A 13,144-nucleotide genomic window follows, 5' to 3' on the forward strand; every position below is an offset into this window, starting at 1 on the left:
GGATTACCTCAAGGCGCCGGAGGATTTCAACTGGGCTTCCTGCTCGGCGTTGATCCACCACAGGTCTTCGACACCCAATGAATAAGGCGGCAGGTTTTCCGGGTATTCATACATGTCCCAATAGGCAACCCAGTATTTGCCCAAATACCAAGTGGGCACCATGATCCGCTTGGCCCGCAGAACACGGTCCAGGGCGCGGACATTGGCAAACAACTCTTCGCTGTTGGTTGCTGCCACGATGTTGTCGATCAGTGGCTCAATATCCGGGCCGTGCGCACCGGACGGGTTGAATACGGAATACGATGCCGCCTCGGTTCCGAATTGCTGGTACAGTCCCGTCGAAGGTTGCAGCGAACTTGGGTACCCGCCGAAAATCATGTCGAAATCCCGGTCACGGCGGCGCAGGGTGAATTGCGCATTGTCCACACGATTGTAGGTCGCATCGATACCCATCGTCCTCAGGTTAGCGACAAATGGCTGGATTATACGATCAAGAGTCGGCTGGTCTGACAGAAATTCTATGGCTAGTACTTCACCGTTTTGATTGCGGCGGATACCGTCTTCGCCCACCTGCCAACCGGCCTCATCCAGCAGCTTCATCGCGGCGCGCAGATTGCGACGATCGTTCTGACGCTCGGCGCGGGATTCATGGGCAACGACCGGTTGGTCGGTCAGTACCGCAGGGTCCAGCGCATCGCCCAGGCTTTGCAGAACCTCCAGTTCACGCCCCTCGGGCAGCCCCGTCGCCTCTAGGTGAGTTCCCTGCCAGAATGAGTCGCGCTGCTGAAACAGGCCATATTGCAAGCTTTCATTCGTCCATTCGAAGTTGAACCCTAACTGGACGGCTTCGCGCACCTTGGGATCCTGAAATTGCGGCCGGTCCAGGTTCATGACAAAGCCCGAAGCGTTGGGGACATCCCCGTCTTCCAGCTCTACCCGAACCACTGTTCCGTTTGCTATGGCAGGAAAATCATAGGCCGTTGCCCAGCTTTTCGAGTTGTTTTCCTGGCGCAGTGTGAACGTGCCCGCCTTGAACCCTTCCATCGCAGCAATCGAGTCCGCGAAATATTCGATCCGGATGGAGTCATAGTTGTTGCGGCCAACATTCACATTAACGTGGTCGCCCCAATAGTCCGGGTTGCGCTTGTAGACGATGCGCCGGTTGATGTCATAGCTGTCCAAAACATAAGGTCCGGATCCGATACCGGGCTCAAGCCGGGATTTGTCGAGCCGCCGGTTTTCGGGGTCTGCCTCAAACCAGGCCTTAGAAAACACAGATGTCCCGGCAACCTGACTTATTAGGCCACGGCGCGGGATATCCGGTGCGAAGTAGAATTTAACCCGATGATCATCCAGCGCTTCGGCACGCGGAATCATCTCGCGGACGGCGTCGGCATAGGATTTTAACCCCTGTTCCAGCAGCAGATTATGCGAAAACACAACATCTTCGGCAGTCACCGGGGTTCCATCGGAAAACCGCGCCTCAGGTCGCATGTTGAAGATGACCCAATCCTGGCTTTCCGGGTATTCAAGGCTTTCTGCCAGCAGACCGTAGTAAGTGGCCGTTTCATCATAGGACGCGACCATCAGGGATTCATACTGATCCGCCGAACGCGCACCCGCGCGGCCCTGCCGCGTGTAGGGGTTGAAACTGTCAAATGTCCCTTGCGCTGCATAAGACAACTCTCCGCCGCGCGGCGCATCAGGATTTACATAATCGAAATGGGCAAACCCTTCAGGGTATTTCAAATCGCCAAATTCCGAGAATCCGTGGCTTTTGATGATGGTCTCTTCGGCAAACAGTTGAGAGGTCATGAGCGCAAGCAGCAAAAAGCCGGTAATCGGTATGGTCAACCAACCTCTGAAATCCAATGCACGTGCCTGAACAATCTGTCGGTTGGATTCCATTTGGCTCATCCCCTGTTGCGTCACTTCTTATAGTCTTGCGCCTGAACGAAGCTAAAGGTCCAGCGTTGACTGATTCAAGTTTAGAATGCGTGAGCGCATTGTGAAGGTTTCTTCATACAAAAAAAGCCGCTGCACGGGGCAGCGGCTTTGAATTTCAGATGTGCCGGTCTGGCATCAGTTGCCGATTGTCTGCAGATAGGCAATCAGATCGGCACGGTCCTGCGGTTTTTTCAGGCCAGCAAAACTCATGGATGTGCCCGAGATATAGCTGCTTGGCTTGGTCAGGAAGGCATCCAGTGCTTCGGGTGTCCAGTTGCCGCCATGGGCCTGCATCGGTGCCGAATAGCCGGTAAAACCGCTGGCCGTTGCGACAGGGCGGTCAACGACACCATACAGATAGGGGCCTGTGCCGTTTGCACCGTCTTCCAGCTTGTGACACGCGGTACACTTGCGGAAAACTTTGGCGCCTTTTTCAACGTCGGCGGCGGCCAGCAGCTCTTCAAATACTACCTCTTCACCGTTGGCGCTTTCGCCTGCGCTTTCGGTTTCGATGATGTACGAAGCCGTCTCGCCATGGGCATCGGCGTGGTAAAGCTCTTCTGCGGCCCATTTGGCCAGAAGCAGCACCAGGAAGGTGCCAAACAGGCCTGCTGCGGCCTTGGTAACTGTCATCGTGTCGAACATTGATCGCGAGTCCATTTCAGCTGTCTGCGGGGTGTCTAAGGCTTCCCCTTACAAGAGGCAAGGTATAGACACCGCGACTAAACGCCCAATTCTGGAACTTGTTGCACGGAATCGACCAAATGACAAAACGTATCGCATTTCAGGGAGAACCCGGTGCCTATAGCCACGAGGCATGCCGAAACGCTCGTCCCGATATGGAGGCCCTGCCCTGCCGCACATTTGAGGATGTGATCGAATCAGTTCGGTCCGGCAAAGCAGACCTGGCGATGCTTCCGGTCGAAAATACGACCTATGGGCGGGTGGCCGATATTCACCGCCTGCTGCCCCATAGCGGGTTGCATATCATCGATGAAGCTTTTGTTCGCGTACACATCAATTTGTTGGCCGTCCCCGGTGCCAAGCTGAGCGACATCACCGAAGCGCATTCGCATCTGGTGCTGCTGCCACAATGCGCTGGGTTCCTGAAGCAGCACGGCATTCAGGGACGCGTCAGCCCGGACAATGCCCGCGCCGCGCGCGAGGTTTCCGAGGCCGCCGAACTGCATTCTGCTGCGCTGGCCAGCGAGTTGGCCGGAGAGATCTATAACCTGAACGTCCTGGCCCGCCATATCGAGGACAGCGACGACAACACCACGCGCTTTTTGATCATGTCACGCGACGCGGATCTGTCGCGGCGCGGGGCGCATGGGATGATCACCAGTTTTGTGTTTCAGGTCCGCAACATCCCGGCCGCGCTGTATAAGGCGATGGGCGGCTTCGCCACCAATGGTGTCAACATGACCAAGCTGGAAAGCTATATGGTCGACGGGTCGTTCACGGCCACGCAGTTCTATGCGGATATTGTCGGGCACCCGGATGACCGCAATGTACAACTGGCCCTGGAAGAGCTGGAACATTTCACCACCAATGTTGAGATTCTGGGCGTGTATCCAGCCGTCCAGCCGCGCGGCTAGCTCAGGCTAACTGGTATTTCTTGCACACCGCACCTTCATGTGACCGGTAACCGACAAATCCCATGGCCGCGTAATAGGCCAGGCCTTCGGCATTATGCGCTCCAATGGTCGCGTCTATTGCAGGCAGACCTGCGGCTCGGGCCGCCAGCAGCGTTTTCTGAAACAGGGCCCGCCCGACCCCCATACGCGCGGCTGACGGGCGTATATGTGTTCCGATGATGCCCCAACCGGCTGTTACGCCATAAGTGTTTCCGTCGACGGCCAGTATCAGCGCCTGAAAGCCCAATACCTGTGAACCCTGCACCGCCACGGTGCATTGGATGCTGCCGCAGTGGCTGATGTAATGCTCTTTGGCAAAACTCTCATCGCTGGGTTTGGTGCGCTTACCGGCGGTCACGATCTCTTGCAGGACCTCGGAAATACCTTTGGCGTCATCCACAACAGCGCTGCGCAATATCACATCAGACATTCAGGGCCTCTTGTCTCGGAATTCTCAAGAACCGTGCAGATGACGTTCTTCCATTTCCCGCGCGAATTCGCTGAGGCGGGCCTGAAACTGTCGCCGGAACCGCGACTGACCCAATCTGAGCGATTGCAGCAACAGCCGTGCAGGCAGGGATTTGGCCGATAGCGACATATCCACGGTCAGCCGGGTTCTACGTTGCGACAGGGCCAGAAACTCGACCCTGGTTGAGCCATTCATTCCCTTGCTTGCCGCCTCGAACCGCATATGGGTCGGTGGATCACATTCGGCCATATTGATTTCCACGCGCCGGGGCTTTCCGCGCATACGGAACTCGGTCTCCCAGGATGTACCGGGCACAACGCCCATATGCCCTGACAAACGCCGGACCTCGATCCCGCGGCGCATTGCCATCCGCTCGAACCGTTCGAAATCCGCAAACATTTCGAACACGGCGTTGACAGGGGCCTGAATATCTTCACGTGCGGAGAATTGCATGGTGGGTTATCGTTCTCTTGCCTATTCGCCCAGTATTTTGTCAGTCGAGCGTATCTGCAAGCCAGTTTTGCAGCAGAAAATGCGCAATCGCGCCTTTGCGCGCTGGCAGAAGGCTGGGATGTTCCCCAGCAAAGACCTGCATCATTTCAGCCTTATTCACCCATATCGCGTCTTCGATTTCAACCGGGTCTATAGTGATTTCTTGCGACAATGCCTCGCCTGCACAGCCAAACATCAGTGACGCCGGAAAGGGCCAGGGCTGGCTGGAAAGATAGGTTACTTGCCCGACGGGGACACCGGCCTCTTCCATCACCTCTCTGCGCACCGCCGCTTCCAGCGTTTCTCCGGGTTCGACAAATCCGGCCAGTAGCGAATACATCCCTTCAGGCCATCCCGGGGATCGCCCCATCAGCACCGAATTCCTATATGTGATCAACATGATGACCACCGGGTCGGTGCGTGGGAAATGCTGCCCCCCACACGACGGGCAACTGCGTTGCCATCCTGCTTGCGCCATATCGCTGGCGGCGCCGCAACGAGCGCAAAACCTATGGGTTTCATGCCAGGCGATGACCGCCTTGGCGGAAGCCGAAAGTTCGGCATCACGTGGGGAAAGGCGCGCCATGATGCGGCGCAATTCGACAAAAACCTGACCTTCAGGCAAATCCGGGTGCTGTTGCTCTGATCGGTCGAAGAATGCTCCAAGCTCGGACAGGTCAACGCCCTCGGGCATCCAATCGGATATATCAAAGGCAAAAACCGGAACCTCATCCGAGAGACCAAGCAATACTGGCGCTGGGACGATCCCACCGGGACCATTTGCGATCAGCTCGTGCAAGACAGGTAACAAGCAGAGTTGATCAAGGGCCTCTCCTTGAACCAGCAGCTTTCCGCGCCACAGCAACAGGCATTTCGCTTTCGGATGTGCTCGCGCTGCTGCCATCGCGTCGACGTCTCCACGAAGATGTGCGGCACGATCCAGCCCTGATCCACCAAACGTTACCTGTTCCGCGTTCTTCATTTAAATTCCTCTGGTTCGCCTGCACAGGGCTGCCATGACAGCTTCGGTGTTGCAACGACAATTCCACGACCGAAAACCGAGGCGATCCTGTCAAATTACCGCAAGTGCATAAAAAAATTTGCACTTACTATGCTTTTTGTTGAAGTTGTTATTCATAAAACTGCCAAAAGTAGAGTATTGAAAACAATTTCGCATTTGTCTGATCAGTCTGTAGGTATCCGGATTTTGGCGACCACCGATCTGCACATGAACCTGTGCAGTTTTGATTATTACGCGGATCAAGACGAACCTACGATCGGATTGACCCGAACGGCCAGCCTGATCCGGCAGGCGCGGAACGAGGCTGAGGCAGACGGAGATATCGTCTTGCTCTTCGACAACGGAGACGCTCTGCAGGGTACACCGTTGGGGGATTGGGCTGCCGATCCCGCCAATGCGCCGCACATCCTGATGCAGGCCTTCGGCAGCCTGGGATATGACGCGATTGGCCTGGGAAATCACGACTTCGGATTCGGGCTTCATTTCTTACAGCACGTTATCTCTGACGCCCCCTGCCCTGTGCTCAGCAGCAATGCCTTGCGCACGAATGGGCCACAGATCTGGCAAGATCATGTCATTTTGCACAAAGAGATCCCTGGCGCGCCGACACCTATGGCCCTGAAGATTGGTGTATTTTCGGTCCTTCCCCCTCAGACAGCGCAATGGGAGGCGCACAAGCTGCACGACACCCTTACCACTCAGGACATCCTGACTTGTGCGGCAAACAAAGTCAGAAAGCTCAAAGACGAAAATTGCGACCTGATCATCGCGCTGGCCCATACCGGTTTCGGACCGGACAGGTCACAACGGAATATGGAAAACGCGATTATTCCGCTGGCCGAAATCGAAGGTATCGACGCAATAATTGCTGGTCATTCCCATTTGACCTATCCCGTCAAGGCCGGCTCTGAAAACACTCTGGTGCATGGCAAACCAGTTGTCTTACCCGGAACGGCCGGATCACATCTGGGGGTGATCGACTTGAAACTTCACTCGGCAGAGCGCGGCGGCTGGACCGTTGGCGAAGCCCGGGCGGCGCTACGACCGATATCTGCAGGGCGTCCCGACGAAATGGTATCACTGGCGCCCGAAGATCCGGAATTGTTGCATCTGTTTTCCTCTGGTCATGCCGAAACCCGCAGGCGAGCGGGCCAGCCGGTCGGCCGCACCCCGCACCATCTGCACAGCTATTTCAGCTTTTGCGCCGAGGACCGTGGGCTGAGGCTGGTCGCCGCCGCCCAGGCTGCCGCGTTACGTCTGTGTATGTCCGATACCGACCTGGCAGATATTCCGATTTTATCGGCGGTTTCACCTTCGAAATTCGGCGGTCGGGCCGGGCCGCGATTCTATACGGATGTTAAGCCTGGCGAGATATTCCTGCGTAACGTGGTTGACCTGCATGTTTTTCCAAACGAATTGCAGGGTGTCATTGTATCCGGTGACCAAATCGTGGACTGGCTTGAGATGTCCGCAGCTGTTTTCAACCAGATTTCGACCGGATCTGCATCCGAACTTATTTGCGAAAATCGGGTGGGTCACAACTTTGATGTGCTATACGGGCTGTCCTGCAGAATTGATCTGACACAACCTCCGCGTTTCGACGATATGGGCACCTTGATCAACGCCGAAAACCGGCGCGTTTCAGAAGTTCTGGTCGGTGCCACCCCCATTGCACCGGATCAGCAATTTGCCGTCGCGCTTAACAATTATCGCGCCAGCGGGGGCGGGCATTTCCCATTTGCGGGTAATGCGCAACGTATCGACATGCCCATCCTGCCGGTCCAGCAAGCCCTGCTGGATTATCTGTCAGGCACCTTGGTCAGCGATCCGCTGGAAGAGGCCCAGAAACCCTTCAGAATCACCAGTAACACTGGTACGCAGGCGATCTTACGCACCGGTCCAAATGCCCACCGACTTCTGCAGGACATTCAGGAATTTGATCCACAAGTCCTTGGAACCGACGAAAATGGCTTTTTACGGATTCTTCTGACCTTCTGACGGGTTGTGTTTTTCCGGCCAACTGCCTATATCCACCCTCGAGAGGTTGGCGCGGGCGAGCGCCTCGCCAACCTGGTCAGATCCGGAAGGAAGCAGCCACAACGAGCCCCGCTTGGGTCGATGTCCAACCTCTCACTTACGCGCAACGACTGCCGCAGGAGGGACTTTATGATTGTAGCAATGACCCTTCGGGCAGAGCGTTTCCGGGACTAACCCCCGCTCTTGCCTGAACACGTTACCGATGGGTGCGCGTCTGCCACCCTGATGGTTTCCTGTATCTGAACACAGGCAGAACAATGTCCAAAACACTTTCGGACCTGGGATGGTCCTCTCATTTTGCAGCCCAACATGCTGTGAACCCTACCTGCACACCGCATCGCATCAACGCCGTCCATCGTGATCGCCTGATCGGCCTGAATGCGCTGGGCGACACATCTGATCTGACCCCTGACCGATCAACCGGTGAATTTGCGGTTGGCGATTGGATCCTTGCGGATGATCAAAACCGCATTCGGCATCTTTTGGAGCGCAAAAGCCTCTTGCAACGCCGGGCCGCAGGCACCGGTGCGCAGGTTCAGCTGATCGCGGCGAATGTGGACGTGCTGTATATCGTCAGTTCCTGCAATGCCGATTTCAATCTGGCCCGGCTTGAACGTTATCTGGCACTGGCGCATCAGGCCGGGTGCTATCCGGTTGTTGTCCTGACCAAGGCCGACAGCTGCCCTGACCCAGAGAACTATGCCAGTCAGGCCAGTTCGCTGGTTCGGTTTCTGACCGTTCTAACCGTCAACGCGCTGGAGGCGTCAGAGATTGATCCGATCCTGTCCTGGTGCCCTGCCGGGCAAACTGCTGCTTTGGTCGGCTCATCCGGTGTCGGCAAAACCACATTGGCGAACGCCATGACTGGTCAGGCCGGGACAACGGCGGGGATCCGCGAGGATGACGCACGGGGTCGCCACACCACGACCCATCGTGCGCTTCATCCGATGCGAAACGGGGGGTGGCTGATTGATACGCCAGGAATGCGCGCCCTGCGTTTGATGGATGCCCAAAACGGCGTGGATGAGGTTTTCTCCGACCTTCTGGAATTGGCTGCAAGGTGCCGGTTCTCAGATTGCCAGCACCAGGCCGAACCCGGTTGTGCTGTACAGGAGGCGATTGCCAATGGCGTGATCGAGCCCGACCGGCTGGCGCGCTGGCACAAGCTTCGGCGCGAAGATCAGAGGAATTCCGAAACCCTCGCGCAGTCACGGGCACGTGACAAAGCCTTTGGCAAAATGGTGCGATCCGTCATGCACGACAAAAAGTCCCGCAGCAGACACTGAGTGTGACAGAAAAGGCGCCTCGTTTTCAGGCAATCAACCGAGGCCAAACCGCCCAGTTTCTGCGGGCAAAAGCGCCAATATGACCGATCTCAGGCGCTCCGAATTCATTCGGAGACAACAGATGTCGCCGCGCCTTCGGCCCATACAGATCGGCAAGCCGCCAGACTGCGTCTGGCGGCACCATCTGGTCGTCCTCGAAGGTGAACAGGTCCACCGGCGTATTCGATTGCGCCCATCTCGCTTCGGGCAGAGCATCACCGATCTGCGGCACATAATTCTGCGGCGCCGTGCACCAGCTGCGCCATTGCCAATAGACCGGGCCCGGCAAATCGGCACCGATCCCCACAGCTTTGCCCGGCAGATACCCCAGTGCATTCACTGCCAGACGCCCGTGGCCGTGCCAGAACAACCACGCCAGCCCGCGATAGGGCCAGGGATGGTCGGACAGAGTAACCAGCCCCGAACATACACAGATCATCCGGTCGATCTGATCAATGTCTGGCTGCACCGGCCCCAGCAAACCGCCAAGGGAATGACCGATGCTCCACTGCAAAGCGTCCGGGAACCGCCTGCGCATCTCAGCCCGTGCGGCGGGCATGTCGACCAAGGCCCAATCCGCCATGGTCACCTCGGAGGTTTTGAGTTTGTCGCGCAGCGAATGCCCGAAATCGCTGTAGTCATAGGTCAGACAAGCAATACCCTGTTCGGCGGCCAGCCAACGGGCAAAATGCTGGTAATATTCGCGCGGCACTGCAGTTGCGCTGTGAATCACCACGGCGACCTTCGGCTCGGTTTCAGGCAGATACAGCCGCGCCGACAGGCTGGCAGAGCCTGAGGCAAAATCAAAGTCCTTAGTCTGGACGCAGGGCGTGGTATCAAGCATGGCGCTTCCGGCAATTTCTGAACTACTCGGTTCACTCAACAATCGGCCCGATTTCGGCCACCAGAGTCAAGATTTCATCAAGATGACCAAACGTCCGGTTTGCACCCCAACAGGTGGCTTGACTCGGGGTCTGCATAGCCGCTAGCGATGTGATGATGGTTCTTGCCCCGGAATTGGGGCGGGATGAAAAGGGAACACGGTGCGGTCTGCCCCGGCGATGCCGGAAAGGGCCAACTCCGCGACTGCCCCCGCAACTGTAAGCGGTGAGCAATGCCGAAATACCACTGGCCCCAGGGCTGGGAAGGTCGGCAAAGCGACGACCCGCAAGTCAGGAGACCTGCCATCGTATCGAAACCGAAACTCGGGCGGGGTGTCCGGGCAGGTCGTCAGCGCGCTGTCACACCTGATCCTCACCCTCCGTCCTGCGCGCGGAGGGCGCATTATGATCTGGAAGACAAAAACACACGAATTCACCGCGTCCGTCTGTCAGAGGACCGGGAAACCCTGCCCCGCCCTTGCCCAAATGGCACGCGCCATGGCCGAGGCGATGGCGACGGCAACGCCTGCGACATCCAAAACATTCGAGGTCGAAGGCACTAGCGATCTGACCCATTGCACCGAAGGCTGCACGGCCCGTTTTCGGGCCCAATCAGAACAGATCAGGGTCTATTGCGGCACCAGCACGGACACGCCGACAGAAAAGCTGGACGCCTATGGCGACATGATGTTCGGGCCGGAGTTCATCCAGAAATCCGCTGGTTTTCTGTCAGAACCACCCTGTGCGATGCTCGACGTTTCGACCCTGCCGCCGCGCAGCGACAGTATTCCGTATCAAGTGTCTGCCTGATTCAGGGAAGGGTTCGGGCCGGCAACCCGGCCCAGTCCTTTTGCGCGTTGGTTTCCACCGCGCAGGGCCGCACTGCACGCAACCGCCGAAGCGCTTGGCCAGGCGCTTCGCCGCATTCCACCATTAGCCGCATCACAACCATCCCCGAGCGTCCGCACCCACCGCGGCAATGCACCAGCACCTTGCCGCCACTGGCAAGGACATGTTGGGCGGCGGCGCTGGCTTGCGGCCAAAGCGCCTCAACCTCAGGCGTGGGGGCGCCGAAATCGCGGATTGGAAGGTGGACCCAGGCAATCCGTTCGCACTGCAGGTCCGCGTCGAATGACAGCCCGCCAGAATGCTGGAACTCATCCAGAGTAGTCATCGAGATGACCAGGTCCGGCGCCCAATCCCGGATTACTGCGAAATCCCCAGCATAATCGCCCGTGACACCCGGCAGTGGGCACAGAGCGATCTGCCCTTTGCCCAATCCAAGAGGGTGAATTACAAAACTCTCCAACACAGCTCCTTTTCCTGCATCACCACATGGGGCTGAAGCCCCTCATGATTTACCGGCTCTGATGCACCTTGCCAAAACGAAATTCCTTTTCGCGCGCGGTGGACGCGGGCGGCGGGGGTCTCTACGCTGCAAGCCTGACACGAATCCAACAGAGCAGACATGACCGACACGCCCAGCCCCGCCTATCAGGTTCTCGCGCGAAAATACCGCCCGGAAACTTTTGCTGACCTCGTCGGTCAGGACGCAATGGTGCGCACGCTGAAAAACGCGTTCGAGGCCGACCGGATTGCACAAGCCTTCATCATGACCGGCATCCGCGGTACGGGTAAGACAACCACGGCCCGGATCATCGCCAAGGGCATGAATTGCATTGGCCCCGATGGCGAAGGCAAGCCCACGACCGAACCCTGCGGCCAGTGCGAACATTGCGTCGCTATCATGGAAGGCCGCCACGTTGATGTGATGGAAATGGACGCCGCCAGCCGAACCGGCGTGAATGATATCCGCGAAATCATCGACTCGGTCCGATACCGCGCCGCCAGTGCGCGCTATAAGATCTACATCATCGACGAGGTTCACATGCTTTCGACCAGCGCATTCAACGCGCTGCTCAAGACGTTGGAAGAACCTCCTGCGCATGTGAAGTTCATCTTTGCCACGACCGAAATCCGCAAAGTCCCGGTGACTGTTCTGTCGCGGTGCCAACGATTTGACCTGCGCCGGATCGAACCCGAGGACATGATTGGCCTGCTCAATAAGATCGCAGCGGCTGAGAAGGCGCAGATCGCGGATGATGCCCTGGCGCTGATCACCCGCGCGGCCGAGGGGTCGGCGCGGGACGCAACATCGCTGCTTGACCAGGCAATCAGCCATGGGGCCGGTGAAACCAGCGCCGATCAGGTGCGCGCGATGCTGGGTCTGGCCGACCGGGGCCGGGTATTGGACTTGATGGAAATGATCCTGCGAGGGGATGCAGCAAGCGCGCTGACTGAATTGGGCGGGCAATATGCCGAAGGGGCCGATCCGCTATCCGTGCTGCGCGATCTGGCCGAAATCACGCACTGGGTTTCGGTTGTGAAGATCACGCCAGACGCAGCCGAGGACCCGACGGTTTCCCCTGATGAACGTGCTCGTGGTCAGCAAATGGCCGAGGCCCTGCCAATGCGCGTTTTGACCCGGATGTGGCAGATGTTGCTGAAAGCGCTGGAAGAGGTATCGGCCGCGCCAAATGCCATGATGGCTGCTGAAATGGCCGTTATCCGCCTGACCCATGTTGCCGACTTGCCCAGCCCCGAAGAGCTGATCAAGCGCCTGCAGGACAACCCGCCACCGCCTCCGAATGGTGGTCCGGGCGGTGGTATGGCCGTGCCCTCTCAGGCTCCGGTACCAGCGGCATCATCTTCTTACGTGTCCGCAACCAGCAGCCCCGCCGGCGCGCCGTCGGCCGCTCTGGCCCATGATATCCAATCGGCGCTGGCACGGTATCCGAGTTTTGACCACGTGGTTGAATTGATCCGCACCAATCGGGATGTGAAACTTCTGGTCGAGGTCGAAAACGGGGTGCGGCTGGTTTCTTACCAACCGGGGCGGATCGAATTCACCCCGACACAGAACGCACCCACAGATCTGGCAGCGAGACTGGGTTCGTCGCTGCAACGATGGACTGGCAACCGCTGGGCTGTGTCGATTGTGGCCGATGGTGAGGTTGCGACCATCGCCGAGATTCGAGACGCCGCCGAGCTGGCGTTGAAAGCAGAGGCTGAGAAACACCCGTTGGTTCAGGCGGTGCTCATGCAATTTCCGAAGGCACGCATCAAGCGGATTGAAACACCGGAAGAACGTGCCGCCAAAGTGGAAACCGAGGCGCTGCCCGAGGTCGAAGACGAATGGGACCCGTTCGAGGAAGACTGAAACCGTCCCATCTTACCCAACTGGAAACCTCCCGCGCCCGCCGCGGGCCATCGGCTGACGCCGATACCCCTGAGCGGCCTTGGGCCCGGCAGCGCGGGCTTGCCCGCGCTGCCGG

12 protein-coding genes, 1 other RNA gene and 1 riboswitch are annotated in these 13,144 nt (G+C 57.9%); of the genes, 6 read left to right on the forward strand and 7 right to left on the reverse strand.

Annotated features, from left to right (window positions below; translation table 11 throughout):
- Positions 1 to 3: 3 nt before the first annotated feature.
- Both FN806_RS10860 and FN806_RS10865 read right to left on the reverse strand, forming a co-directional pair.
- On the reverse strand, positions 4 to 1,908 hold the full coding sequence (locus FN806_RS10860; protein WP_185956686.1) for an extracellular solute-binding protein: 1,905 nt from the start codon (positions 1,906 to 1,908) through the stop codon (positions 4 to 6).
- Between the two features lie 174 nt (positions 1,909 to 2,082).
- Entirely contained in the window at positions 2,083 to 2,592 is a 510-nt protein-coding gene (locus FN806_RS10865; RefSeq protein ID WP_142637256.1) for a c-type cytochrome, read from the reverse strand.
- A gap of 119 nt (positions 2,593 to 2,711) precedes the next feature.
- On the opposite strand from FN806_RS10865, the gene FN806_RS10870 reads away from it, so the two are divergent.
- Positions 2,712 to 3,545 carry a prephenate dehydratase gene (locus tag FN806_RS10870; RefSeq protein ID WP_142636966.1) on the forward strand — a complete coding sequence of 278 codons (834 nt, stop codon included), beginning with the start codon at positions 2,712 to 2,714 and terminating at the stop codon, positions 3,543 to 3,545.
- A gap of 1 nt (position 3,546) precedes the next feature.
- On the opposite strand, the gene FN806_RS10875 is transcribed toward FN806_RS10870, so the two are convergent.
- The 3 genes from FN806_RS10875 to nudC are packed head-to-tail and all read right to left on the reverse strand — an operon-like array spanning position 3,547 to position 5,527.
- Positions 3,547 to 4,014, reverse strand: coding sequence for a GNAT family N-acetyltransferase (locus FN806_RS10875; RefSeq protein WP_142636968.1), 468 nt, complete (start codon positions 4,012 to 4,014; stop codon positions 3,547 to 3,549).
- Between the two features lie 24 nt (positions 4,015 to 4,038).
- Complete coding sequence (locus FN806_RS10880) at positions 4,039 to 4,506, reverse strand: SRPBCC family protein (RefSeq protein ID WP_142636970.1); 468 nt, start codon at positions 4,504 to 4,506, stop codon at positions 4,039 to 4,041.
- A gap of 40 nt (positions 4,507 to 4,546) precedes the next feature.
- Positions 4,547 to 5,527: an NAD(+) diphosphatase gene (nudC, locus tag FN806_RS10885; protein WP_142636972.1), complete on the reverse strand. Its 981-nt coding sequence runs from the start codon at positions 5,525 to 5,527 to the stop codon at positions 4,547 to 4,549.
- 195 nt (positions 5,528 to 5,722) lie between these two features.
- Between nudC and FN806_RS10890 the strand changes: the two genes are divergently transcribed.
- The 3 genes from FN806_RS10890 (at position 5,723) to rsgA (ending at position 8,889) form a co-directional block, all read left to right on the forward strand.
- Entirely contained in the window at positions 5,723 to 7,564 is a 1,842-nt protein-coding gene (locus FN806_RS10890) for a 5'-nucleotidase C-terminal domain-containing protein (RefSeq protein ID WP_246097231.1), read from the forward strand.
- A 39-nt stretch (positions 7,565 to 7,603) separates the two neighbouring features.
- Positions 7,604 to 7,702: signal recognition particle sRNA small type (ffs, locus tag FN806_RS10895), an RNA gene on the forward strand.
- 158 nt (positions 7,703 to 7,860) lie between these two features.
- A complete protein-coding gene (rsgA, locus tag FN806_RS10900) occupies positions 7,861 to 8,889 on the forward strand; it encodes a ribosome small subunit-dependent GTPase A (protein ID WP_142636976.1) in 1,029 nt (342 codons plus the stop codon).
- A gap of 25 nt (positions 8,890 to 8,914) precedes the next feature.
- Here the strand turns inward: rsgA and FN806_RS10905 are convergent, their stop codons facing one another.
- Entirely contained in the window at positions 8,915 to 9,772 is an 858-nt protein-coding gene (locus FN806_RS10905; RefSeq protein WP_142636978.1) for an alpha/beta hydrolase family protein, read from the reverse strand.
- A 139-nt stretch (positions 9,773 to 9,911) separates the two neighbouring features.
- Positions 9,912 to 10,131: riboswitch (cobalamin riboswitch) on the forward strand.
- An 83-nt stretch (positions 10,132 to 10,214) separates the two neighbouring features.
- Between FN806_RS10905 and FN806_RS10910 the strand changes: the two genes are divergently transcribed.
- The gene (locus FN806_RS10910) at positions 10,215 to 10,619 is read left to right on the forward strand and encodes a hypothetical protein (protein ID WP_142636981.1); all 405 of its coding nucleotides are present in this window, start codon (positions 10,215 to 10,217) and stop codon (positions 10,617 to 10,619) included.
- Position 10,620: 1 nt separating this feature from the next.
- Here FN806_RS10910 and FN806_RS10915 read toward each other — a convergent pair whose 3' ends face one another.
- A complete protein-coding gene (locus FN806_RS10915; RefSeq protein WP_425471981.1) occupies positions 10,621 to 11,121 on the reverse strand; it encodes a protein-tyrosine phosphatase family protein in 501 nt (166 codons plus the stop codon).
- A gap of 156 nt (positions 11,122 to 11,277) precedes the next feature.
- Here FN806_RS10915 and FN806_RS10920 point away from each other — a divergent pair, with 156 nt between their 5' ends.
- On the forward strand, positions 11,278 to 13,029 hold the full coding sequence (locus FN806_RS10920; RefSeq protein WP_142636985.1) for a DNA polymerase III subunit gamma/tau: 1,752 nt from the start codon (positions 11,278 to 11,280) through the stop codon (positions 13,027 to 13,029).
- The last annotated feature ends 115 nt before the right edge of the window (positions 13,030 to 13,144 follow it).

The organism is Ruegeria faecimaris, assembly GCF_900182615.1.
In the GTDB taxonomy this organism is placed as follows: Bacteria; Pseudomonadota; Alphaproteobacteria; order Rhodobacterales; family Rhodobacteraceae; genus Ruegeria; species Ruegeria faecimaris.